The following is a 21,355-nucleotide window of genomic DNA, read 5'->3' as shown; positions in this document are numbered from 1 at the left end:
CGACACCGGAAGTCGGTGTATCGATCTACCAGTCCGCCGACATCCTCACCCCGCGGTGACCGTCCGCGGCGCGGGCGGAAGTTCGGGCACGAGCGGCGCCGGGTCGCCCTCATCCTGCTGGCGCCCTCGGTCGTGCACCTCGTCTGGTGGATCGGCATCCCCGTTGTCGCGACCTTCGTCCTGGCCTTCACCGACTACGACATCCTCGCGGGCACGGTCTCCTTCAACGGGCTGGACAACTTCCAGGAGATCTTCGGTGATCCGACCTGGAACTCGTCCATCTGGCACACGGTCGTCTTCACCTTCTTCACAGTGCCGGTGGCCATGGCGATCGCCGTGGTCCTGGCACTCCTGCTCAACGTGAAGATGCGGGCGGCGGCCTGGTACCGCACGGCCGTCTTCATGCCGCACGTCACCGCGACCGTGGCGATCGCCCTGGTCTGGATGTGGATGTTCGAGCCCCGGCTCGGTGTCGTGAACACGATGCTGGGCTGGGTGGGCATCGACGGGCCGGCCTGGCTGGCCGACCCGGACTGGGCCCTGTTCGCCGTGATCGTCGTGAGCATCTGGAAGGGCATCGGCATCAAGATGCTCATCTACCTGGCCGCCCTGCAGGCCATGCCGGACGACGTGTACGAAGCGGCGAGGATCGACGGCGCGTCGCAGGTGCGGCAGTTCTTCTCCATCACCCTGCCGTTGCTGAAGCCGGCGACGTTCTTCGTCCTGGTGGTGTCGATCATCGACTCCTTCCAGGCATTCGACCAGCTGTACGTGCTGACGCCCGACGGAGGGCCCGGCAACTCGACGACCGTCATGACGTACGAGATCTACCGCACGGCCTTCAAGGAGTTCAACATGGGCGCGGCCTGCGCGCAGAGCGTGGTGCTGTTCGTGTTCCTGCTGGTGCTCATGCTGATCAGCCGACGTCTCACCGGAAAGGAAGACGATGTCCGCTGACCAGCTCTCCGCCCCCGGAACGGCTCAGGCTCCGGCTCCGGTCGCGCGCCGGTCCGCCCGCCCGCCGCTCACCCGGCGCCTGCCGCGCCTCGCGCTGCACCTGGTACTCATCACCGTGTCGCTGGCGATGGCCGTCCCGTTCTTCTGGATGATCATCACCTCCCTGAAGACCGACCCCGACCTCGCCTCCCATCCCCCCGGCCTGCTGCCGCGGGTGTGGGACTGGGCGAACTACCCCGAGGCCCTGGAGTACGCGCCGTTCGGCACCTACTTCCGCAACAGTCTCTTCATCTCCATCGGGCACACCGCACTCAATCTGGTGATGGCCTCCATGGCCGGGTACGCCCTGGCCCGCATTCCGTTCCGGGGCAGCACCGTGGTCTTCATGGGCGTGCTGGCCACGATGATGATTCCGACCTACACCAAGATCGTTCCCCAGTACCTGATCGCCAAGGGCGTCCCCTTCTTCGGCGGCAACGACTATCTCGGGCGGGGCGGCCACGGCTGGCTCGACTCGTGGTGGGGCCTCATCGTCCCCGGTGCGCTGACGCCGTTCGCCATCTTCCTCTTCCGCCAGTTCTACCTCTCCCTGCCGCGCGAACTGGAGGAGGCTGCCCGTATCGACGGCATGGGCGAGTTCGGCATCTACGCCCGGGTGATGACGCCCCTGGTAAAACCGGCCATCGCCACAGTCGGTCTGCTCACCTTCGAGAGCAGCTGGAACAACTTCCTGTGGCCCCTGATCATCACGTCGGACACCGAGCTGCGCGTCATCCAGGTGGGACTGTCGGCCTTCCAGCAGGCCGACCAGAACGCCTGGGCCTACCTGATGGCCGGCACGACGCTCGCCACCGTCCCGATGGTCGCACTGTTCCTTCTCGCGCAGCGCTACTTCGTCCAGGGCTTCGCCAACTCCGGCATCAAGTAGCCCTGTCGTTCGTTTCGATACACCTACGGAGAACCTCTTATGTCTTTTGACCTCACGGGCCGCCGCGCACTCGTCACCGGCGCGGGCCACGGTATCGGCGCGGCGGTCGCGCTGGGTCTGGCCCGGGCAGGCGCCGACGTGGTCGTCCACTACGGGAGCTCCGCCGACCCGGCGGAGCGGGTCGTGGAGGAGATCAGCGCGCTCGGGCGGAAGTCCGCCGCCCTCGGCGCCGATGTCACGGACTCGGCGGCCGTCGAGCGCCTGATCGACGAGAGCGTCACCTTCCTCGGCGGCCTCGATGTCGTCGTCGCCAATGCCGGGCACCTCGTCGCACGGGTCCCGGTCGCCGAGATGACCGAGGAGCACTTTCTCCGTGTGATCGATGTCAACCTGGTCTCCGCCTTCCGGACCTGCCGGGCAGCCCTCCCGCACGTTCGGGAGGCCGGGCCCGCGGGGCGGATCGTCCTGATGGCCTCGCAGGCGGCCCACGACGGCGGCGGCCCCGGCGCGGCCGCCTACGCGGCGGCCAAGGCCGGAGTGATCGGTTTCGCCAAGGGCCTGGCCAAGGAGGTGGGCGGCTCCGGCGTCACGGTCAACGCGCTCGCTCCCGGATACATCGGCGGTACCGCCTTCCACGACACGTTCACCGCCCCCGAGGCCCAGCGCGGCATCGTCGAGAAGCTGCCCGTCGGCCGGGGGGGCACCGCGGACGATGTCGCCGGCGCGGCCGTTTACCTGGCCTCCGGCGAGGCCGGGTACGTCACCGGGGCCACCTTCGACATCGGTGGTGGCGCATGGCCGCGCTGACCGTCCCGAAGGAGGCGGGCGGGTGGTGGCACGCCTACGTCTGCCCGGCGCACGGCGTCGAACTCGACCACGGCGACCTGCTCGGCGCGGCCTTCCCCGCCGCCGGCGCCGCCTGCCGCCATGGCTGCCGCCTGGACACCGACGCCGTACGGGGCGCGAGGACGGTCCTGGCGCACCAGGAGATCGCCCGGCGCCTGCGGCACCTGGCCGCAGGCACCCCCGCCGAACGCCGCGAGGCCGTGGCCGTGCTGCACCAGTACGCCGAGCTCTACGCCGGTCTGCCGGACACACACGCGGGCGGCGCCGACTGGATGCTGCGCGGACGGCTCTTCCACCAGGCGCTGACCGAGGCCATCTGGGCGGTCAACATCGCCCACGCGGCCCGCACGCTCGCGGCGCACCACGACACCGGTTCCGGACTGGGCGCTCTCGTGCCCTTCCTCGACTCGCTCCGGGAGGCGGCCGGCGCGGCGCGGAAGGAACTCCTGCGGAAAGGAGAGGAACGCTCCAACTACACGGCCTGGCTCGCCGCGGCGGAGATCTCCTGCCGGTCCGCCGCCGAGGTGATCTCCGGGACCGTGCCCGACGCGGTGCGCCTGGCCGAGGAGTACGGCCTCGGCGCCCACATGCGGGTGTCGGTCCACCGGGACGGCTGGGAGTGGGAGGCGAGCACCTATTACCACCTGTTCGTCCTGCACGCCTACCTGCTCGCACTGCGCGGCGCCCGCCCGGAGCGGCTTCCCGAGGGCATGGCGTCGGTACTGGGCGCGATGGTCTCGGCACTGGCGGGCGTCGCCGCTCCGGACGGCACCCTGCCCGCCCTCCACGACGGCCCGTACCGGCGCGAGGCGCAGTCGGCGGAGATCGCGGAGGTGGCAGCGCTCGCCGGCCGGCTGTTCGCCGGCACTCCGCTGGAGTCGGTCGCGCGGGCCGCCGGGCGCGACTCCACCGCACCGCTGCCCGCGGACCTCGGTGAATGGTTCGCGGGCCCTCCGCTCCCCGCGCCGCCGTCGCGACGGGACTTCCCCGACGCCGGGTACGCGGTGTTCCGGACCGAGGGCGTCCACGCGGTGCTGGACGCCGGACCGCACGGAGGCGCGCACGGGCACCAGGACAAGCTGTCGCTCTACCTCTACGCGGACGACGGCACCGCCTGGCAGCCGGATCCCGGCCAGGTACCGTACGCCCACCGGAGCCTGCGGCGGTACTACGCCGGCACGACGGCCCACCCCGCCTTCCGGGTCGACGACACCGAGCAGCGGCTCTGCGACGCCGTCCTCGACGGCGACACCGGCCGGTGCGACCAGGCGTACGACGGGGTGACGGCGACCCGCAGGGTCGTCGAGGACCGGCACTACCTGCTCGACGTCCTCGTGCTGGAGGCCGCCGCCGAGCACCGGCTCACCGCCCAGCTGCGTCCGGCCACCGCTCTCGATGTCGTGGCCCAGGGCCCCGACCGCGCCCGCACCGTCTGGGGCGAGGACGGGGAAGCCGTCCTGAACGGCTGGCACGTGGCACGTCCGCCCGCGGAGTTCACCGTCGTCCCCCACCCCGGCCCCGCCGACGACCCCGCACGGGTCCGTCAGGGCGTCGACTGGTCTCTCACCGGCCGGCGGGCGGTGTTCGTCTCCGTCTACCAGTCCGCCGAGGCGGCTCCCCCCGTCCGCCGGGTGAGCCTGTCCGAGCACACCGTTCACATCGATCTGGCCGACGGAACCGTCGCCACCCATCCCATCGGAGCGTGAGAGTACGCATGCTGCTTCTCGAGGGACGACTCGACTCACTGCGCGGCGAGCTGAACGGCACGCACGCGGCCCAGTGGCGAAGGCTGTACGAGCAGTGCGACTGGTACCGCCGGCAGAACCCGCCCACCGAACACCCCGAGGCGAGCATCACCTACTTCGGTCCCGCCGCCGCCAACCTGGCCCTGGCCTACCGGCTCACCGGGCAGCGCGGTTACCTGGAGGAGGCGTGGCGCTGGATCTCGACCTGCGCGGCGTTCCCCCACTGGGGCCGGGCCCACATGCCGGACCACGACCTGGACGCGGGCTGGCTGCTGCACGGTCTGTCCCTCGCCTACTCCTGGCTGGGCGAGGACCTGGAGCCGGAGCGGCGTGAGATCCTGCGCGCCAAACTGGAGCTCCAGGGCGAGCGTCTCCACTCGTACGCCGAGGAGACCGCCGGCCGCTGGTGGTCGAGCGCCTACTGGCAGAACCACAACTGGATCTGCTGGACCGGCATCGCCACCGCGGGGTACGCGCTGGAACGTCCCGAGTGGACCAAGCCGGCCCGCAGGAACCTGGAGACGGTCCTCGGGATGCTTCCCGAGGACGGTTCGGACTCGGAGGGAGTGGTGTACTGGCGGTACGGGGTGCCGTGGCTCGCCATCCACACCGACCTCGTGCAGCGCCAGGAGAACGCCGACCTGTGGTCGGTCGGCGGATTCCTGCGCAACACCACGCGCTGGCGACTGCACCAGAGCGCGCCGGGCTTCGAGGAGATCATCGACCACGGCGACTGCCACGACCGGCGCAGCGGCCACAGCGTCGCCCTCTACTACCGCCTGGCCTCCGCGTACCGGGACGGCACGGCCCAGTGGCTGGGCGACCTGGTCGCCGAGCGCCACTTCTGGCGCGAGGCGTACGAGTCGGGTGTGCGCCCCGGTGTCATGCCCGAGGCGTTTCTCGAACTGCTCTGGTACGACCCGCGGGTGACCCCCGTTCCGCCCGACCGGGAGCCCGTCACGGCCTACTTCCCGGACCTGGGGCAGATCACCGCGCGCACCGGCTGGGACAGCGCGGCCACCTGCGTCAGCTTCAAGGCCGCGCCCGGCGGCGGCCACCGGGCCTGGGAGGAGGGGCACCGGCTGAAGGCCGCGGGCGGCTGGGACGCCATGAGCGCGGGTCACCACCACCCCGACGCGGGCGCCTTCGTCCTCCACTCCCACGGCGCCTTCCTCGCCGTGGACGAGGGGTACAGCAACCACAAGCGCGCCGCGCACCACAACCTGGTCCTGGTCGACGGGGAGGGCTGGGCGGACGAGGGCCGCTACCACGTCTACGAGGGCATACCGCGCGAGCGGTGCCCCCGGGTGCGGGACGTGCTCGCCGAGGACGGGTTCGCCCACGCCACGGCGGAGTCCGCCGTGATGTTCCCCGAACGGCTGGAGGTACGGCGCGTCGACCGCACTCTGGTGGTGACACCTCGCGGACGTGTGGTCGTCCTCGACGAGCTGGAGGCCGCGGCACCGCGCGAGTGGACGTACCTGCTGCACACCGACTGGCCCACGACACAGCTGGATCCCGACGGCTGGCGTCTGGAGGCGGGGCCCGGCAGCGCACGGCTGACCCGGCTGCTCCCCACCGACGCCACGGCCACGCGCCGGCGCACCGACGTGGAGGCCAACCCGACCTCCAGCACCCCCAGCCTCAAGGTCAGCAAGACGATGCACACTCTGTGCCTGACCACACCGCGGACCCGCACGGCCACGTTCCTGACCGTCCTGGACAGCGCGGGCGCGCTGGACCCGTGCCCGGCCCCGGCGGTGCTCCTGCCCTCGGACCAGGGCCACGCGGTCTCCCTCGGCCGGGGCGCCGAGAGCGAACTGGTCCTCCTCGCCCCCCGGACCGGAGTCATCGAGACGGAACGCGTGAGCGCCGACGCCGCGGCGGTCATCCTCTCCGGCACGCGTACGGCCGCCGTACGGGCCCGGCGCGTCGAGTTCGACGGCACCGTCGGGCTGCGGGCCGAGGAGCCGTTCACCGGCGTACTGCCCACCGAGACCGACGGCGTGTAGGGGGCGCATGATGAAGGGCTGGGAGCGGGGTGCGCTGCGCGCCATGGAGTTCGTGGCACAGCCGGCGCTGGCGGGCGCGGCGTTCTGCCTGCTGGCGCTCGGCGTGGTCACCTGGCTCCCGGCCCTGGCCGCGGCGGCGGTCGCGCTCCAGGACTGGCGGCGTGACGGCGGAGGCCGTCCCTTCACCGGGACGCTGCGCGCCTTCCCGCGCTGCTGGCGCGCCCTGTGGAGGGACGGCCTCGCCGCCAGTGCCCTGATCGCCGTCCTCGCGGTGAACTGCCTCTTCCTCCTGGAGAGGGCGAGCCCTGTCGCGTACCTCCTGCTCCCCGCCCAGCTCGTCCTGCTGGCCGTACTGGCGGTCTACGCCCTGTCCCTGACCGCCGGGTTCGCGGTCGGGGCCGGGGGCGGGCTCCGCCGCCGCGCGGCGGTGTTCGCCTTCGGCTCGCCCCGGCGCGGCCTGGCCCTGCTCCTGGCCCTGCTCCTGGTCCCGCCGGCGGTACTGCCCGTTCCCCTGGGGCCCCTGCTGTTCGGCCCCACCCTGCCCCTGCTACTGGCCCTCTCCCTGTACGCACCCACGAGAGCAAGGAAACCGGTATGAGAATCACCCGGTACATCGCTTCGGCGGCCGTTCTGCTCGCACTGACGGGAACCTCCGTGCCCGCCGCGTCCGCCGCGCCCCGGGGCGGTCACGACATCCATGTCTCACCGGACGGCGACGACGCCAACGACGGAACGCGCAGGGCCCCCCTCGCCAGCATCCAGCGGGCGCTGGACACGGCCGGTCCCGGATCGACCGTCCGTCTGGCACCGGGACGCTACCAGCAGGACTTCGTCACCCGGAGCCCGGATGTCACCATCACCGGCCCCTCGTCCGCCGTGGTCCAGGGAACGGGCGCCGGCCGTGCCATCGGCGAGGTCCAGCACGACCGCGTCCGGCTGACCGGGTTCACCATGGACGGCCTGGTCGGCGACCCCGACGAGATGTCCGGCTACCGCAAGAAACTTCTGTATGTCATGAGCACGACTCCAGGGGACGGTGTGGACGGCCTGCGCATCACCGGCATGACCTTCCGCAACGCCGGCGAGGAGTGCGTACGGCTGCGCTATCTGATCACCGGCGCCGAGGTCGCCTACAACCGGATCACCGGGTGCGGGGTGTGGGACTTCCGCTTCAACGACGGCGGCAAGGTCGGCGAGGGCGTCTACCTGGGCACCGCCCCCGAGCAGCAGGGCATGCACGGCGCCCCGGACGACCGGCCGGACGTCAGCCGCGACAACCGGATCCACCACAACCGGATCGACACCCGGGGCAACGAGTGCGTGGACATCAAGGAGAACTCCACCGCGAACCTGGTCGACCACAACGTCTGCACCGGCCAGCAGGACCCCAAGTCCGCCGGGCTCGACGCCCGCGGCAGCGGCAACACCTTCCGGGCCAACCTCTCCTACGGCAACGTCGGGGCCGGAGTCCGGGTCGGCGGTGACACTCCCACCGACGGCACCGCGAACAACATCGAGGGCAACGTCCTCCTCCACAACTCTGCGGGGGGCATCAAGTTCGAGGCCACCCCGCAGGGCCGGGTGTGCGGAAACACCCTGGCAGGCAACACCGGCGGTGACGCGACGGGCACCTACGGGGACGAGTACGAGCCGTCGCGCCCCTGCTGACCCCCCACAAGGAACCCCCCACAACCAGCGAGAAGGAAAAAGAAGACATGAGCCGCACCCGAAAGCGCACCCTGACCATGGCAGGCGTGGCCGCACTCTCGGCCGTCGCCGCCCTGACCGCCCCGCTGGCGGTGGCGGGCACCGCCACCGCCGCCGACCCCTGCGACTACCCCGCCCAGCAGCTCGACCTGACCAACTGGAAGGTGACACTGCCGACCGGCTCGGGCGGTTCGCCGACCGAGATCAAGCAGCCCGCGCTGGAGACCTTCTCCGCCAGCCCCTGGTTCACCGTGAACTCCAGGTGCACCGGTGTCCAGTTCCGCTCCCCGGTCAACGCCGTCACGACGCCCAACTCCAGCTACGGGCGCGCCGAGCTGCGGGAGATGACCGACAACGGCACCAAGAACGCGTCCTGGTCGGCGACCTCGGGCACCCACACCCTCACCTTCCGGCAGGCGTTCAACAGCCTTCCCGACGACAAGCCGCACGTCGTCGGCGCCCAGATCCACGACGGTGACGACGACGTGACGGTCTTCCGGCTGGAAGGCAACAGCCTCTACATCACCAAGGGCAACGACACCCACCACAAGCTGGTGACCAGCAACTACCAGCTGAACACCGTCTACGAGGGCAAGTTCGTCGTCAGCAACGGCCAGATCAAGGTCTACTACAACGGCGTCCTCCAGACGACCATCGCGCACACCGCGTCGGGGAACTACTTCAAGGCAGGCAGCTACACCCAGGCCAACTGCGGCAACTCCTCCCCGTGCAGCAGCTCCAACTACGGGCAGACCAGCATCTACAAGCTCAAGGTCACCCACTCCTGAAGGACAGGGTGGTGCCGGGCCTCGGCCTAGGGGGCCCGGCACCACCCAGCACGGTACAGCGGGCGAAGCCGGGTTCGTCCCGGCTTCGCCCCAACCGGGCCGCCGGCCTCCGAGACGGAATACCCACAGCAGACAGGACAAGAAGCGCAAGTGAACGCTGTCAAAGACCCATCACCCGCGCGGCCGGAGTGCCAGACCACCTCGGAGATCACCGCCTGTGGACTGATCGCGATCCTGCGTGCTCCCACGGCCGAGCACTTCCCCGCGATCACTCGGACGCTGCTCGACGCCGGCATCCGCGCCATCGAGATAACCCTCACCACCCGCGGCGCCCTGGAGTGCCTGCGCGAACTCGCGGCCGCCCACGGACCGGAGGCGGTCATCGGGGCGGGGACGGTCCTGACCGACAGCCAGGCGGAAGCCTGCGCCGACGCCGGCGCACGCTTCGTCGTCTCCCCCGTCGCGGCGCCCGGCGTCGTCCGTGCGGCCCGGTCCGCGGGCATGGCGGCCTATCCCGGCGCGCTCACCCCCACCGAGATCCACACCGCCGCCGGTTCCGGAGCGCCCGCCGTGAAACTCTTCCCGGCCTCCGCCGTTTCCCCCCGGTACATCTCGGACCTGCGCGGACCGCTTCCCGGCATCCCCATCATCCCCACCGGGGGCATCTCCCTGGACGACATCCCGGCGTGGACGGCGGCCGGGGCCGCGGCCGTGGGTCTGGGCACCCCCCTCATCGGCCCGGCGGCGACCGAGGGCGCCGACGACCGCCTCGCGGACCGCGCCCGCCGGGCCGTGATGGCCGTCTCCGAGGCCAGGGCGGCCCGATGACAGACGCCCACACCGCACCCGCGCCGCGGACCACGGGCGGCCTGCTCACCTTCGGCGAGACGATGGGACTGATCGTGGCGACGGCGATCGGCACCCTGGAGCACGCGCGTGACTTCACCTTCGGCATCGGCGGGGCCGAGAGCAACGTGGCCATCGGCGTCGCGCGCCTGGGCGCTCCGGCCACCTGGATCGGCCGGGTGGGAAGCGACGCGGCCGGAGACCTCGTCGGACGCCGCCTGCGCGCCGAGGGCGTCCGGGCCGTCACGGTCCGGGACCCGTCCTTCACGGGCCTCATGGTCCGCCACCAACGGGCCGCCGGCGTGGTCCACGTCGACTACCACCGCGCCGGTTCGGCCGGCTCCCGTCTCACTTCCGACGACCTCCCCGTGGACGCGGTCCGGCAGGCCGCGATCCTGCACCTGAGCGGCATCACCCCCGCCCTGAGCGCCTCCGCCCGCCATGCCACCCGGTACGCCGTCGCCGCGGCCAGGGCACACGGCGTGCTCGTCAGTGTCGACGTGAACTACCGCAGCAAGCTCTGGGACCGGGACACTGCCCGGCGCGAGTTGCGGGGACTCGTCACGGAGGCGGACATCGTGTTCGCCGGAGTCGAGGAAGCCCAGCTCGTCCTCGGCTCCCACGCCACCGCCCCCGAGCGCCTGGCCATGGACCTGGCGGCGCTGGGGCCGGCCGAGGCCGTCGTCAAGACCGGCTCCCGGGGATGCACCGCCAGGCTCGACGGCGTGACGCACGCGGAGCCGGCGCTGTCCGTTCCCGTCGTCGACACCGTCGGAGCCGGCGACGCGTTCGTGGCCGGATACCTCGCCGAACGCCTGGAGGGCGGCGGCCCCGCCCAACGCCTCCGGACGGCCTGCGCGATGGGCGCCTACGCCGTGTCCGTGCCCGGCGACTGCGAACTGCTGCCGACCCGCGACGAGCTGGACACCTTCCTGAAAGCCGGAGACGTCCTCCGGTGACCGGTGCTCCCGGGCCCGTGTCCGTCTCCTTTCCCGTCTGCCGGAACCGTCCCGTGACCCGGCCCCCGGTGACCTTGGAGAAGATCACACTCGGCGACTGGCGAGCCGTCCACTCGTGGGCCCGCCTCGCCGAGGCGTGTCTGTTCCAGCCCTGGGGACCGAACACCGAGGAGCAGACGCGCGCTTTCGTGAGGACGGCGGTCGACGCCTGGTCGGAACGGCCTCAGCGGAGGTTCTCCCACGTGGCCCGCTCGGGGGACACCGTCGTCGGTATGGGCGAACTGCACATTCGCAGCCGAGCGCGGCGCCGGGGGGAGATCACCTACATCGTGCATCCACGGGTGTGGGGGCGGGGCGTCGGTACGGAGATCGGGTGTGCGCTCCTCTCACTCGGCTTCGACCGGTTGGGGCTTCACCGGATCCACGCCACCTGCGACCCGCGGAATCTCGGATCGTCCCGGGTGCTCACGAAGCTCGGCATGACCTGCGAGGGGCACCACCGGAACACGGCGCGGAACCGGGACGGCCGGCGGGACTCGCTGGTGTTCGGCCTCCTTGAGGAGGAATGGCGTACCGGGGCCCGCGGCGATGCCGACGCGACCGGGCCGGAAGCCGGCGGCTGAGGTGCACGGAGCGTCCTGGTGGCCGGTGTTTCCGGTTCCGGCCCCCGGGAGCGCGGGCCGGACGGGGGCGTCCTCGTGCGCCGAGGCGGGGTCTGGTAGACCGGTGAGGTGAGCGCCGAACCCGATCCCGTACCGCTGCCCGGCAGCCCCGAGCCGCCCGGGGAGGGCGGCCGGCCGCGTGTGACGTGCCGGATGTGCGGACGGCCGCTGCGCAACCGGCGGGCGCGGCTGTGGGGCCTGGGCCTGGAGTGCCGGGAGAAGCTGGCGGTGCGCACGGCCCCGGCACCCGGGCGCCGGGAGGTCGAGCAGGAGGCGCTGCCGGGGTTGTGAGCGCTCCTGGGACGGCGCCGGGCGCATGGCTTGTTCCCGTCGGTGCTCCGGCACGGCGTTTACCCCACTCCCTCACGGTCTCCCACGGCGGGAAAGCGGCATGCACCCGATCCGTACGGGAGGTCTTCCCATGACCAACCGCGTCCACCGGCCGCGGGAGTTCGGCCTGGTCGGCGCGGTCGGGGTCGGTCCGGCCATGGCCTGTCGCCGGATCACCGGGCCGGGGGACGGCCGCCGGCCCGGGCGCAGGCCTCCGCCGGCAGCGCGGTGAGCAGGTCGTACGGAACGAAGACGACCGCGCACACCCCGTCTCGGGTGGAGGGCCGCAGGGAGATCCCCAGTCCGAGGCGGCCCGCCAGGACGCCCACGACGCGCAGGCCCATACGGGCCGTCTCGCCGAGGTCCTCCAGGTCCAGCCCGTTCCGCGCCCGGGCGAGCAGGAGCTCGGCGTGCCGGTGGGCCTCCTCGGTCAGGCCGACGCCCTCGTCCTCGATGGAGACCTCGATACCCGAGACCACCTCCTCGGTGTTGACGACCACCTTGGTGCTGGGCGGCGAGTAGCGGGTGGCGTTGTCCATCAGCTCACTGAGGACCAGGCTCAGCGGCTCCACCGCCGGGCCGAGCACCGCGACCTCGGCGACGCGGTGCAGTCCGATACGCGGGTACTCGGCGATGGGAGCGCTGCCCGCGCGCAGCACGTCGTGGAGGGGAACGGGCTTCTGCCGCTGCCGCACCGGGCCGCCGCCCCCCAGGACGGCCAGGCCGGCGGCCGCGCGGCCGACGACGCTGACGCCGTGCTCCAGGCGCGTCAGGTCGCCCAGGGTCCCGGGCGCCGGGTACTCGGACCGTATTCCGCGCAGGTCGGCCTGGAGGCGGTGCGTCTCGGCCTGGATGCGGCAGGCGATGTCGACGATCGCGCGGCGGGCGGAGTCGCGCTGGAACCCGCGGTCGTGGACCGCCCTCACGACGGTGTCGGTCAGCTTCTCGTGAGCGGCCACCAGCCGGGGGTCGGAGTCGGCGGGGTGCGGCGAGGGCGGCAGTACGTCGCCGGGTGCCTCGCCGCGCCGCACGGCCTCGACGACGGGCGGCATGACCTCCAGGCAGTAGTGCTCCAGGTCGGCGAGCAGGCGTTCCTCCCGCTGCCGGACGGAGGTGAGCGCGCGCCCCCGCCTGACCACCTCGCAGACGGCCGCTGCCACCGCGAGGGTCGACGCGGCTCCGCACCAGACGACCGCGGCACGGGCCGGGGCGGCGGCGGAGAACGAGGCCACGGCCGCGCAGGCGGCCACCAGTACGGGGAGGGCGAGCCACGAGCCCCCGGGGAGGGGCCGGCGGCCTCCCGTCAACGAGTCGGCGTGCTCCATGGGCATCCTCGCGTTGGGGTGGGCTGGGGGCGGCCGCGACTCGCCGCGTGACAGGGAGCATAGGAGGATCCGGGGAGCCGCTGCGGAGACTTGACAAACACTGGAAGAACATGCATCGGCACAGTGGGTAATCAAGCGGGCGTTGTGGCCCGGACCCGCGACTTCGTTCCGTATTCGACCCGGTTCGGCCCGATTCACACTCCGGGGAGCCCTGGCTACGGCCGGGCATCCGTTCCGTCACCCGACGGGCGACCGCCTTGCGGTGCGCCGCCTCCGGGGAAAGTACGGAAAGCGCTCCCGCCGGAGGTGTCGGATGGGGCAGGGTGCGGTCATCCTCTCCGTGGGACGACAGGGGGGCGAGGATGAGCAGTTTCGGTACGCACCGGGCCCGTGTGCACGACGCGGCACGGCCGGTGCACCGCCGGCTGGGCGATCTGCGCACGTGCCTGCAGCACTTCGCTCCGTACGGCTTCCGGGCGACGTACCACCATCTGCGCGGGAGCGCGGGCATACCGGGCAGGCCGGAGAGGGACCCGGAGTCGCTGGTGCGGGCCGTCGAGGAACTCCACGCGGCACGGCAGGTGTGGCTGGCCGCCGAGGCGGCGTACGCCGGGCGGAGGGCACGCGAGAAGCGCGCGGGCCGGCGGCAGCCCGGCCGTGCCGAGGCGTGGCAGGCGGAGCGGCGCCGGTGGCACAGCCTGGCCTACTGCCCCGATCCCCGGCGCCACCCCGCCGGGCCACTGCCGGTGGTGGTGCGCCGTGTGCTGTGCGCCCGGCCGCCCGGCCGCCCGGAGCCGGGCGGCCCTCCGGTGTGCTGGGTGTGTGCCGAGTGCTGTGCGCCCGGCCGCCCGGCCGCCCGGAGCCGGGCGGCCCTCCGGTGTGCTGGGTGTGTGCCGAACCGGCCGGAATCGAGCTGTGGCGCGACGGCTACTGGACGTACACCCTGTGCGCGGGCTGCGGGGTCAGCCTGCGCCGGGAGTGAGGCGCCCTCAGGCCGGCCGGGTACCGTCGAGGCGGGCCTGCGCCGCCGCGAGGATCTCCGTCACCCGCACCCCGAACCGTATGTCGCACGGGTGCGGCTCACCGGTGCGGGCCGAGGCGATCAGGGCGTCCACGGCGTGCCCGAGGGCGTCGACCGCGTCCGTCTCCCCGTCAGGCAGTTCCACCGCGCCCGCGGCGCCGCGCAGTTCCACCCGGGTCACGGACGCCGCGGGTGCGACGGCCAGGCCGAGCGCGCAGGTGCTGGAGGCGCCCGAGGCGTGGCGCAGGGCGAGCTGGACGGTCTGCCCGTCGCCGCGGACGGCGGCCACCGACCCGTCGAGGTCGGCCGCGTCGCCGAGTACCGGCAGCAGCATGGACAGGGCGTGCGGGCCGACGTCCCACAGGCCGCCCTTCTCCCGCCGCCAGGGCGAGTCGGCGAACGGGCTGGGCTCGGCGCCCTCGGCGAAGATGCCGCCGAGCCAGTCGGCGCGGCCCAGCTGCCAGCCGCCCGTCCGCCTCTGCTCCTCCAGCCACGCCGCCGCCTCGGGCCGGAACCGCTGGGTGAAGAAGACCACCGAGGCCACTCCGGCCGCCTCGGCCGCCCCGGCGATCTCGCGGGCCGCGAAGACGGTGGTGGCCACCGGCTTGTCCAGCAACAGATGGCAGCCGGCCTCGGCGGCCCGTACGGCCAGGGGCGCCTGTACGTCCGGGGGAAGCGCCACGGCGACCGCGTCGCACTCCTCCAGGAGCGCGTCCACGTCGCCGTAGGGCCGGCCGCCGAACCGTTCGGCGACGGCCGCCGCCGCCTCGGGGCGGCGGCCCCACACCCCCGCCAGTTCGGCGTCGGGGTGGGCGAGCAGTGCGGGGCCGTAGGCGAGCTGAGCCCAGGGGCCGGTGCCGAGCAGGCCGAATCTCATGTCGCGGTCTCTCCTTGGCTGTGCGGAGCGCCGCACCGGTCGCTGTACCGGTGCGGACGAGCGGGGCGCCGCCAACCATGCCAGACGCCCGCCGGCGCGTGACACCCGCTCCGGCCGGGGGACGGCGGCGCGGGTGGGCGGCGCGGGCGGAGGGCGGGCTCGCCCGTAAGGGGGTGGCTGCCGTGCCCCGGCGGTGCTTCGCGCGAAAGCGGGTACCCGGCCCCGCATGGCAGTGCGACATGTGTGGGTGAACAGGACGCCCGAGAGGGTGTGGGGTGTCCTCGGCGACGCCGAGCGGTACCAGAAGTGGGTCGTGGGCACCCGGGAGACCCATGAGTCCGAGGGCCACTGGCCCGAGGTGGGCACGACCCTGCGCTACACCACCGGCATGGGGCCGCTGACCGAGCGCGGCCACACGATCGTGCGCGTCTGCGAGCCGTCCGGGCGGCTCGAACTGGAGGCGTCGGCGGGGCGGCTGGGCACGGCCCGCATCGCCATCTCGGTGAAGCCCTGGGGCGAGGGCTCGCTGATCACCATGGACGAGCACCCCCTGCGCGGCGCGGTGGCCCAGATACACACCGCGCCCCTGGACGTGGCACTCCAGATGCGGCACCGGCTGATGCTGTCGCGGCTGCGGAACGTGGTGGAGTCCGGCCGGAGCGGGGCCGGCCGGGAAGCGGGGAGGTACGCGTGACGGACACACGTACCGGGGGGGCCCGCGGCGCGGGCCGCCCCGGAAACGGACCCGAGGACCGGCCCGACCGGGCGCACCGCCGCCCGCCGGGCGTGGACGACGCCACGGTCGAGGCCGTCGGCAAGGTCACCGAGGCACTGGAGGCGACCGAGCGGGCACGCGGCCATCTGTACTCCTTCCACCAGATGACCGGCCGCTCCGACCTGCTGCTGGGCGAGGCGGTGGACCTGCTGCGCGAGGCTGGGCACACCGAGGAGGCGGAGCTGCTGGAGACCGAGGTCCTGGGCCGCAACGTGATCCCGGGCCACTGGACGTTCCAGATCGTCGAGGGTTACGACTCGCACTACTACAAGCCGTTCGCGCGACTGGAGGATTGGGTGCGCGACCGCCTGACGGGCGGCCTGAAGCACCTGTACGAGGCGGAGATGAAGGAAGCCCGCCGCACCCACGGCCACCCCGCCCACACCGCGCGCCCCGACACCGCACCGCCCGCGGACTGACCGGCGCCCCCGCGCCTCCCGTCCCGCACTCCCGCCGTTTCCGTTTCCGTCGTACAGGAGGCTGTCCGCGGATGTCCGAGGCGTACGACGCCGTCGTGGTGGGATCCGGCCCCAACGGACTGGTGGCCGCGAACCTGCTGGCCGACGCGGGCTGGCGGGTGCTGGTCCTGGAGTCCCAGCCCGAGCCCGGCGGCGCGGTGCGCAGCGACCGCGGCGTCCACCCCGACTACGTCAGCGATCTGTTCAGCTCCTTCCATCCGCTGGCCGCCGCCTCGCCCGTCATCCGCTCCCTGGAACTGGAGCGCTGGGGCCTGAGGTGGAGCCACGCGCCGTCCGTCCTCGCCCATCCGCTGCCCGACGGGCGCTGCCCCGTGCTGCACCGGGACCGGGAGGACACCGCCGCGAGCCTGGAGTCCTTCGCGCCCGGCGACGGGGAGGCGTACCTGCGGCTGACGCGTCTGTGGGACGGGCTCGGCCCGGACCTCCTGGACGCCCTCCTCGCCCCCTTCCCGCCGGTGCGCCCCGCGCTGTCGCTGCTGGCCCGGCTGCGCGCGGCCGGGGGGCTGCGCCTGCTGCGCACCCTGCTGCTGCCGGTGCGGCGCCTGGGCGAGGAGGAGTTCGGCGGCCGGGGCGGGCCGATGCTGCTGGCGGGGTGCGCGCTGCACACCGACCTCTTCCCGGAATCCACCGCCGGCGCTGTCTACGGCTGGCTGCTGGCGATGCTGGGCCAGCAGTACGGCTGGCCGGTGCCCGCCGGCGGCGCCGGCTCCCTCACCGCGGCCCTGGTGGCCCGGCTTCGGTCGCGGGGCGGGACGGTACGCTGCGGCGCCCGGGTGGTGCGGGTGGTGGTCCAGGGCGGGCGCGCGCTCGGCGTGCGGACCGCCGACGGCGACGCCGTACGGGCGCGGCGGGCGGTCCTGGCCGATGTCCCCGCCCCGGCGCTGTACGGCGGACTGGTCGACTGGGAGCACCTGCCTCTGAGGCTCCAGGACGACATCCGCCGCTTCCAGTGGGACACCTCGACGTTCAAGGTGGACTGGGCGCTGTCGGGGCCCATTCCCTGGTCCGTCCCCGGGGCCGCGGGCGCGGGCACCGTCCATCTGGCCGACGGTATGGACGACCTCACCCGCCACAGCGCCCAGCTGGCCACCGGCCTGGTGCCGGACCGGCCGTTCTGCCTGCTGGGCCAGATGACCACCGCCGACCCCTCCCGCTCCCCCAGGGGCACCGAGTCGGCCTGGGCCTACACCCACCTGCCCCAGCGGGTGCGCGGCGACGCGGGCGGCGAGGGCATCACGGGCCGTTGGGGGCCGGACGAGCGGGAGGCCATGGCCGACCGGGTGGAGGAGGAGGTGGAGCGCCGTGCCTCGGGCTTCCGGGAGCTGGTCAAGGAGCGCCGCGTGATGGCCCCGCCGGACCTCCAGGCGCGCGACGAGAGCCTGGTGGGCGGGGCGCTGAACGGCGGCACCGCGGCCGTCCACCAGCAGCTCCTCTTCCGTCCCGTCCCCGGCACCGGCCGTCCCGCCACCCCGGTGCGCGGCCTCTACCTCGCCTCCGCGTCCGCTCACCCGGGCGGGGGCGTCCACGGTGCCTGCGGCTCCAACGCGGCCCGCGCGGCCCTGGCCGCCGCCCGCCCCCTGCTCCACTACGTCACGGGCCCGGCCCAGGCCGCCGCCCAGCGCGCGGCCATGCGGACGCGGGGCCGGCTCGGCTAGCCGTTCCGTCCGCGGCGAGGCGGACGCGGTCCGGGGTTCCGGGCGCCCGACCGCGGCCGGGGGCCGTCGCCCGTGTGAACGGCTGTTCACCGGATCTTCTCCCCCGGCCCCCTTCGCCCGACGCCGTCGGCGCGCAACGGTGACGTGTACACGTCCTTCATACGTTCCCTCACACGCCTGGAGTCCGCATGCAGCGACGCACCTTCCTGAGGACCGCCTCCGCCGGCGCGGGGGCCGTCGCCTTCTCCGGCGCCCTGTGGCAGGGCGCCGCCACCGCGGCCGGCGTCTCCACCGCGACGGCCGGCCCGTACGGACCGCTGCGGGCGCCGGACGCCAACGGGGTGGCGCTGCCGGAGGGGTTCCGTAGCCGGATCGTGGCCCGCTCCAGCCTGCCGGTCGGCGGAGTCCTGTGGCACCCGGCGCCCGACGGCGGCGCCTGCTACCCGGACGGCGACGGCTGGATCTACGTCTCCAACTCCGAGGTCCCCCTGGTGGGCGGCGCCTCGGCGATCCGCTTCCGCGCCGACGGCTCGATCGACCGGGCCTACCGTGTCCTGGAGGGCACCAACCTCAACTGCGCGGGCGGGGCGACCCCGTGGCGGACCTGGCTGTCGTGCGAGGAGATCTGGCGCGGCCGGGTCTTCGAGACCGATCCGTACGGGCGGCGCGAGGCGGTCGCGCACAAGGCGATGGGCCGCTTCAAGCACGAGGCCGCGGCCTGCGACCCGGACCGGCGTGTGGTCTACCTGACCGAGGACGAGTCGGACGGCTGCTTCTACCGCTACACCCCCGAGGTCTGGGGCGATCTGTCGCGCGGCCGGCTGGACGTGCTGTGCGAGTCGGCCGGCGGCGGTGTGGAGTGGCGCGAGGTCCCCGACCCGTCGGCGCCGCTGTTCGGCAGGCAGACGCGCCACCAGGTGTCGGCCGCCCGCCACTTCGACGGCGGCGAGGGCTGCCACTACGCGGGCGGCACCTGCTGGTTCACCACCAAGGGCGACAACCGGGTGTGGGCCTACGACGCCGAGCGGAACGAGCTGTCGGTGACCTACGACGCGGACTCCCCGCTGGACGGGGTCGACAACATCACCGGCACTCCCGGCGGCGACCTGTACGTGGCGGAGGACGGCGGCAACATGGAGATCAACGTGATCACGCCCGAGGGCGCGGTGGCCCCGGTGATCCGGCTCGACGGCCACGGCGACTCCGAGATCACCGGCCCGGCCTTCTCCCCGGACGGTTCCCGGCTCTACTTCTCCTCCCAGCGCGGCACCCTGGGCGATCCGGCCGGGCTGGGAGGTATCACGTTCGAGGTCTCCGGTCCCTTCCGCCGCTGACGGCTCCCCCTCCCGCACTCCCTGCCTCTCCCGGGGCGGGCACGCCGCCCGCCCCGGGAGAGGTGCGCTCAGAGAGCCTGGACCGTCTTGGCGCCGGGGAAGGAACCGGGCCATGACGTGCCGCTGCCCTGAGCGACGATCACCTACCCCGACGGGACGGAGGAGGTCTCGCAGATCGTCGTGGTCGAGGCGTGAGCGGACGAGCCGGTGAGGACGGGGCCCGCGGCCGCCATCGGTGACGCGGTCAGGGCGGCGGTGATGTTTCCGAGCACAGGGAGCCCCCCGGGGGACATCGGGAACACCGCGGAAAACGGTGGGCACGCCCCGGCCCGCCGCATGGCGCGTGTCGCGCCATGCGACCGGCCGCCGAACCGGTACAGGGCGTTGATCACGGTGGACGGCCGGTTCATGACCCTGTGGAAGGCATGACGTGATGTCAAGAGCCGTCCGCGCAGCGAAAAGGGCGGCTCGCACGGAATGCCGGGAGTGCGGCTCCCCCACCCGGTCTTCCCTCTCCGTTGTCCCGCCCGCCGTGCACACGCTCTCCCCCGGTCGCGCGAACCGGCCTACCTTCGGACGGGATCGACTTCGTCGGAGAAGGGGCACGGATGAGACGGCACTTCGGAAACGGACGGACGCGGGGCCGGGCGGGAAAGGCAGGCCGGGCTGGTCGGTACGGGGCGGTCGCCGCGGCGGCCCTGAGCACGGCACTCCTGCCGTTACCCGCCAAAGCGGCGGCCCCCGGGGGTCTGCCGTACTCCGGCACCACCTCAGTCGGGGTGCACAACGCCTACGAGAAGGACAAGTACACCTACTTCGCCGATGCCCTGGACTCCGGCGCCTCGCTGCTTGAGCTGGACGTGTGGGCCAAGTACTCGGGCGGCTGGCGCGTGGCCCACGACGGCCCGCTGGTCAACGACAACAACTGCGAGAACGCCTCCTCCCCCGCCGAGCTGCGCTCCCGGCCCCGCAACCAGAGCCTGGCCGGCTGCCTGGCCGACATGCGGGCCTGGCACGACGCCAACCCCGGGCACCGGCCGGTCCTGATCAAGATCGAGATGAAGGACGGCTTCGCCGGCGACCACGGCCGCGGGCCCGCGCAGTTCGACGCCCTGGTGACACGGGGGCTGGGCGACGCGCTCTACCGGCCCGGCGACCTCGCCGCCGGCCACGCCACCCTCGACGACGCCGTGCGCAGCGGGGGCTGGCCCCCCAGGGACGCGCTGGCGGGGAAGTTCCTGATCCATCTCATCCCCGGCACCTTCGAGGAGTCCAACCCCTTCGACACCCTGTGGACCGACCGCGAGTACGCCGCCCGTCTGCGCGACCTCGCCGCCGCCGGGCGGCTGGGCGAGGCGACCGCCTTCCCCGCCGTGCACCACGCCGCGTCCGGGGACCCGCGCACCCGCTACGCGGACGTCTCGCTGCGCCCCTGGTTCGTGGTCTTCGACGGCGACGCCCCGGCGTACGTCTCCGGCGGCATCGACACCGCCTGGTACGCCCGGAACGGCTACCTGCTGATCATGACCGACGCCCACGCCGTCTCCCCCGCCATCAGCGCCACCGTTCCGACGGAGGGTCAGGCGCGCGACCGGGTGGCGCTGCTGGCGGCCGAACGGGCGAGCGTGGTCACCTCCGACTGGACCCGGCTGCCGTCCGTGCTGTCCGCCGTACTGCCGCGCGGCTGACGGGGGTCGGCCGCCGCCCCCTTGCTCCCGGAAGGGCCGCGGGAGGGCGGCGGTGGACACCCGTGCGTGTCGTCCTCGCCCGGGGCCCGTTTCCGCCGACCGGCGGCCCGGTACGGCTGCTCCAGGCGTACGGCCGGCGGCTCTCCCGCACCGGTGGGAAGGGACCCGGGCTCCCGGGCACTCCCCACCGGGCGGGCGCCCCGGCCCGCCGCCGCGCGGACCGCGTCTCTACCGCGAACCCGGGGGCGGGGCGGGCGGGGCGGGCGGGCCGGTCCTCCTTCAGCCGATGCCGGACCCGCTTTCCCGAGAGGTGGCCCATGAAACCGTTGGCTCAGGACCGGCCGGACACGGCCGTCGCGGCACGACCGAAGACCGCCGGGGGCGCCGGTGCCCCCCGTACCCCCGGCGGCCCCGGCGCCCC

The 21,355-nt window shown here is 73.4% G+C and carries 19 protein-coding genes; 17 read left to right on the top strand and 2 right to left on the bottom strand.

Annotated features, from left to right (window positions below):
* Positions 1-15: 15 nt before the first annotated feature.
* The 12 genes from LJ221_RS11520 (at position 16) to LJ221_RS23455 (ending at position 11,741) form a co-directional block, all read left to right on the top strand.
* Positions 16-957 (top strand): carbohydrate ABC transporter permease, encoded by a 942-nt coding sequence (locus tag LJ221_RS11520; protein ID WP_241715996.1) that lies wholly within the window; start codon positions 16-18, stop codon positions 955-957.
* The gene (locus tag LJ221_RS11515) at positions 947-1,885 is read left to right on the top strand and encodes a carbohydrate ABC transporter permease (RefSeq protein ID WP_241715994.1); all 939 of its coding nucleotides are present in this window, start codon (positions 947-949) and stop codon (positions 1,883-1,885) included. Before LJ221_RS11520 ends, LJ221_RS11515 begins: the two co-directional genes overlap by 11 nt.
* Before the next feature lie 39 nt (positions 1,886-1,924).
* The gene (locus LJ221_RS11510; protein WP_241715992.1) at positions 1,925-2,692 is read left to right on the top strand and encodes an SDR family NAD(P)-dependent oxidoreductase; all 768 of its coding nucleotides are present in this window, start codon (positions 1,925-1,927) and stop codon (positions 2,690-2,692) included.
* Entirely contained in the window at positions 2,680-4,437 is a 1,758-nt protein-coding gene (locus LJ221_RS11505) for a heparinase II/III family protein (protein ID WP_241715990.1), read from the top strand. Before LJ221_RS11510 ends, LJ221_RS11505 begins: the two co-directional genes overlap by 13 nt.
* 8 nt (positions 4,438-4,445) lie before the next feature.
* Positions 4,446-6,488: a heparinase II/III family protein gene (locus LJ221_RS11500; RefSeq protein WP_241715988.1), complete on the top strand. Its 2,043-nt coding sequence runs from the start codon at positions 4,446-4,448 to the stop codon at positions 6,486-6,488.
* 7 nt (positions 6,489-6,495) lie between these two features.
* The gene (locus LJ221_RS11495; protein WP_241715986.1) at positions 6,496-7,086 is read left to right on the top strand and encodes a hypothetical protein; all 591 of its coding nucleotides are present in this window, start codon (positions 6,496-6,498) and stop codon (positions 7,084-7,086) included.
* Positions 7,083-8,156 carry a DUF1565 domain-containing protein gene (locus tag LJ221_RS11490; RefSeq protein ID WP_241715984.1) on the top strand — a complete coding sequence of 358 codons (1,074 nt, stop codon included), beginning with the start codon at positions 7,083-7,085 and terminating at the stop codon, positions 8,154-8,156. Before LJ221_RS11495 ends, LJ221_RS11490 begins: the two co-directional genes overlap by 4 nt.
* 47 nt (positions 8,157-8,203) lie before the next feature.
* Positions 8,204-8,983: a polysaccharide lyase family 7 protein gene (locus LJ221_RS11485; RefSeq protein WP_241715982.1), complete on the top strand. Its 780-nt coding sequence runs from the start codon at positions 8,204-8,206 to the stop codon at positions 8,981-8,983.
* Between the two features lie 150 nt (positions 8,984-9,133).
* Positions 9,134-9,811 carry a bifunctional 4-hydroxy-2-oxoglutarate aldolase/2-dehydro-3-deoxy-phosphogluconate aldolase gene (locus LJ221_RS11480; RefSeq protein WP_241715981.1) on the top strand — a complete coding sequence of 226 codons (678 nt, stop codon included), beginning with the start codon at positions 9,134-9,136 and terminating at the stop codon, positions 9,809-9,811.
* The gene (locus LJ221_RS11475) at positions 9,808-10,788 is read left to right on the top strand and encodes a sugar kinase (RefSeq protein WP_241715979.1); all 981 of its coding nucleotides are present in this window, start codon (positions 9,808-9,810) and stop codon (positions 10,786-10,788) included. The genes LJ221_RS11480 and LJ221_RS11475 overlap by 4 nt, the downstream gene beginning before the upstream one ends.
* Before the next feature lie 68 nt (positions 10,789-10,856).
* The gene (locus LJ221_RS11470; RefSeq protein ID WP_241715977.1) at positions 10,857-11,411 is read left to right on the top strand and encodes a GNAT family N-acetyltransferase; all 555 of its coding nucleotides are present in this window, start codon (positions 10,857-10,859) and stop codon (positions 11,409-11,411) included.
* Between the two features lie 108 nt (positions 11,412-11,519).
* On the top strand, positions 11,520-11,741 hold the full coding sequence (locus LJ221_RS23455; protein WP_308314764.1) for a DUF6011 domain-containing protein: 222 nt from the start codon (positions 11,520-11,522) through the stop codon (positions 11,739-11,741).
* A gap of 212 nt (positions 11,742-11,953) precedes the next feature.
* On the opposite strand, the gene LJ221_RS11460 is transcribed toward LJ221_RS23455, so the two are convergent.
* Positions 11,954-13,105: an ATP-binding protein gene (locus tag LJ221_RS11460; protein WP_241715973.1), complete on the bottom strand. Its 1,152-nt coding sequence runs from the start codon at positions 13,103-13,105 to the stop codon at positions 11,954-11,956.
* A gap of 989 nt (positions 13,106-14,094) precedes the next feature.
* Positions 14,095-15,003, bottom strand: a complete 909-nt coding sequence (locus LJ221_RS11455) for a Gfo/Idh/MocA family protein (RefSeq protein WP_241715971.1) — start codon at positions 15,001-15,003, stop codon at positions 14,095-14,097.
* A gap of 226 nt (positions 15,004-15,229) precedes the next feature.
* Here LJ221_RS11455 and LJ221_RS11450 point away from each other — a divergent pair, with 226 nt between their 5' ends.
* The 5 genes from LJ221_RS11450 to LJ221_RS11430 all read left to right on the top strand — a co-directional run bounded on the left by LJ221_RS11450 (position 15,230) and on the right by LJ221_RS11430 (position 20,934).
* The gene (locus LJ221_RS11450) at positions 15,230-15,697 is read left to right on the top strand and encodes an SRPBCC family protein (protein WP_241715969.1); all 468 of its coding nucleotides are present in this window, start codon (positions 15,230-15,232) and stop codon (positions 15,695-15,697) included.
* Complete coding sequence (locus LJ221_RS11445; protein WP_241715967.1) at positions 15,694-16,197, top strand: hypothetical protein; 504 nt, start codon at positions 15,694-15,696, stop codon at positions 16,195-16,197. The genes LJ221_RS11450 and LJ221_RS11445 overlap by 4 nt, the downstream gene beginning before the upstream one ends.
* Before the next feature lie 71 nt (positions 16,198-16,268).
* Positions 16,269-17,912: an NAD(P)/FAD-dependent oxidoreductase gene (locus LJ221_RS11440; RefSeq protein ID WP_241715965.1), complete on the top strand. Its 1,644-nt coding sequence runs from the start codon at positions 16,269-16,271 to the stop codon at positions 17,910-17,912.
* Between the two features lie 188 nt (positions 17,913-18,100).
* Positions 18,101-19,246 carry an alkaline phosphatase PhoX gene (locus tag LJ221_RS11435; RefSeq protein WP_241715963.1) on the top strand — a complete coding sequence of 382 codons (1,146 nt, stop codon included), beginning with the start codon at positions 18,101-18,103 and terminating at the stop codon, positions 19,244-19,246.
* A gap of 608 nt (positions 19,247-19,854) precedes the next feature.
* On the top strand, positions 19,855-20,934 hold the full coding sequence (locus tag LJ221_RS11430; RefSeq protein WP_241715960.1) for a phosphatidylinositol-specific phospholipase C domain-containing protein: 1,080 nt from the start codon (positions 19,855-19,857) through the stop codon (positions 20,932-20,934).
* Positions 20,935-21,355: the final 421 nt, after the last annotated feature.

Source organism: Streptomyces sp. CNQ085, assembly GCF_022614595.1.
Taxonomy (GTDB): domain Bacteria; phylum Actinomycetota; class Actinomycetes; order Streptomycetales; family Streptomycetaceae; genus Streptomyces.
The sequence above is the reverse complement of the archived record's forward strand: the minus strand, read 5'-3'. Positions and strand labels throughout refer to the sequence as shown.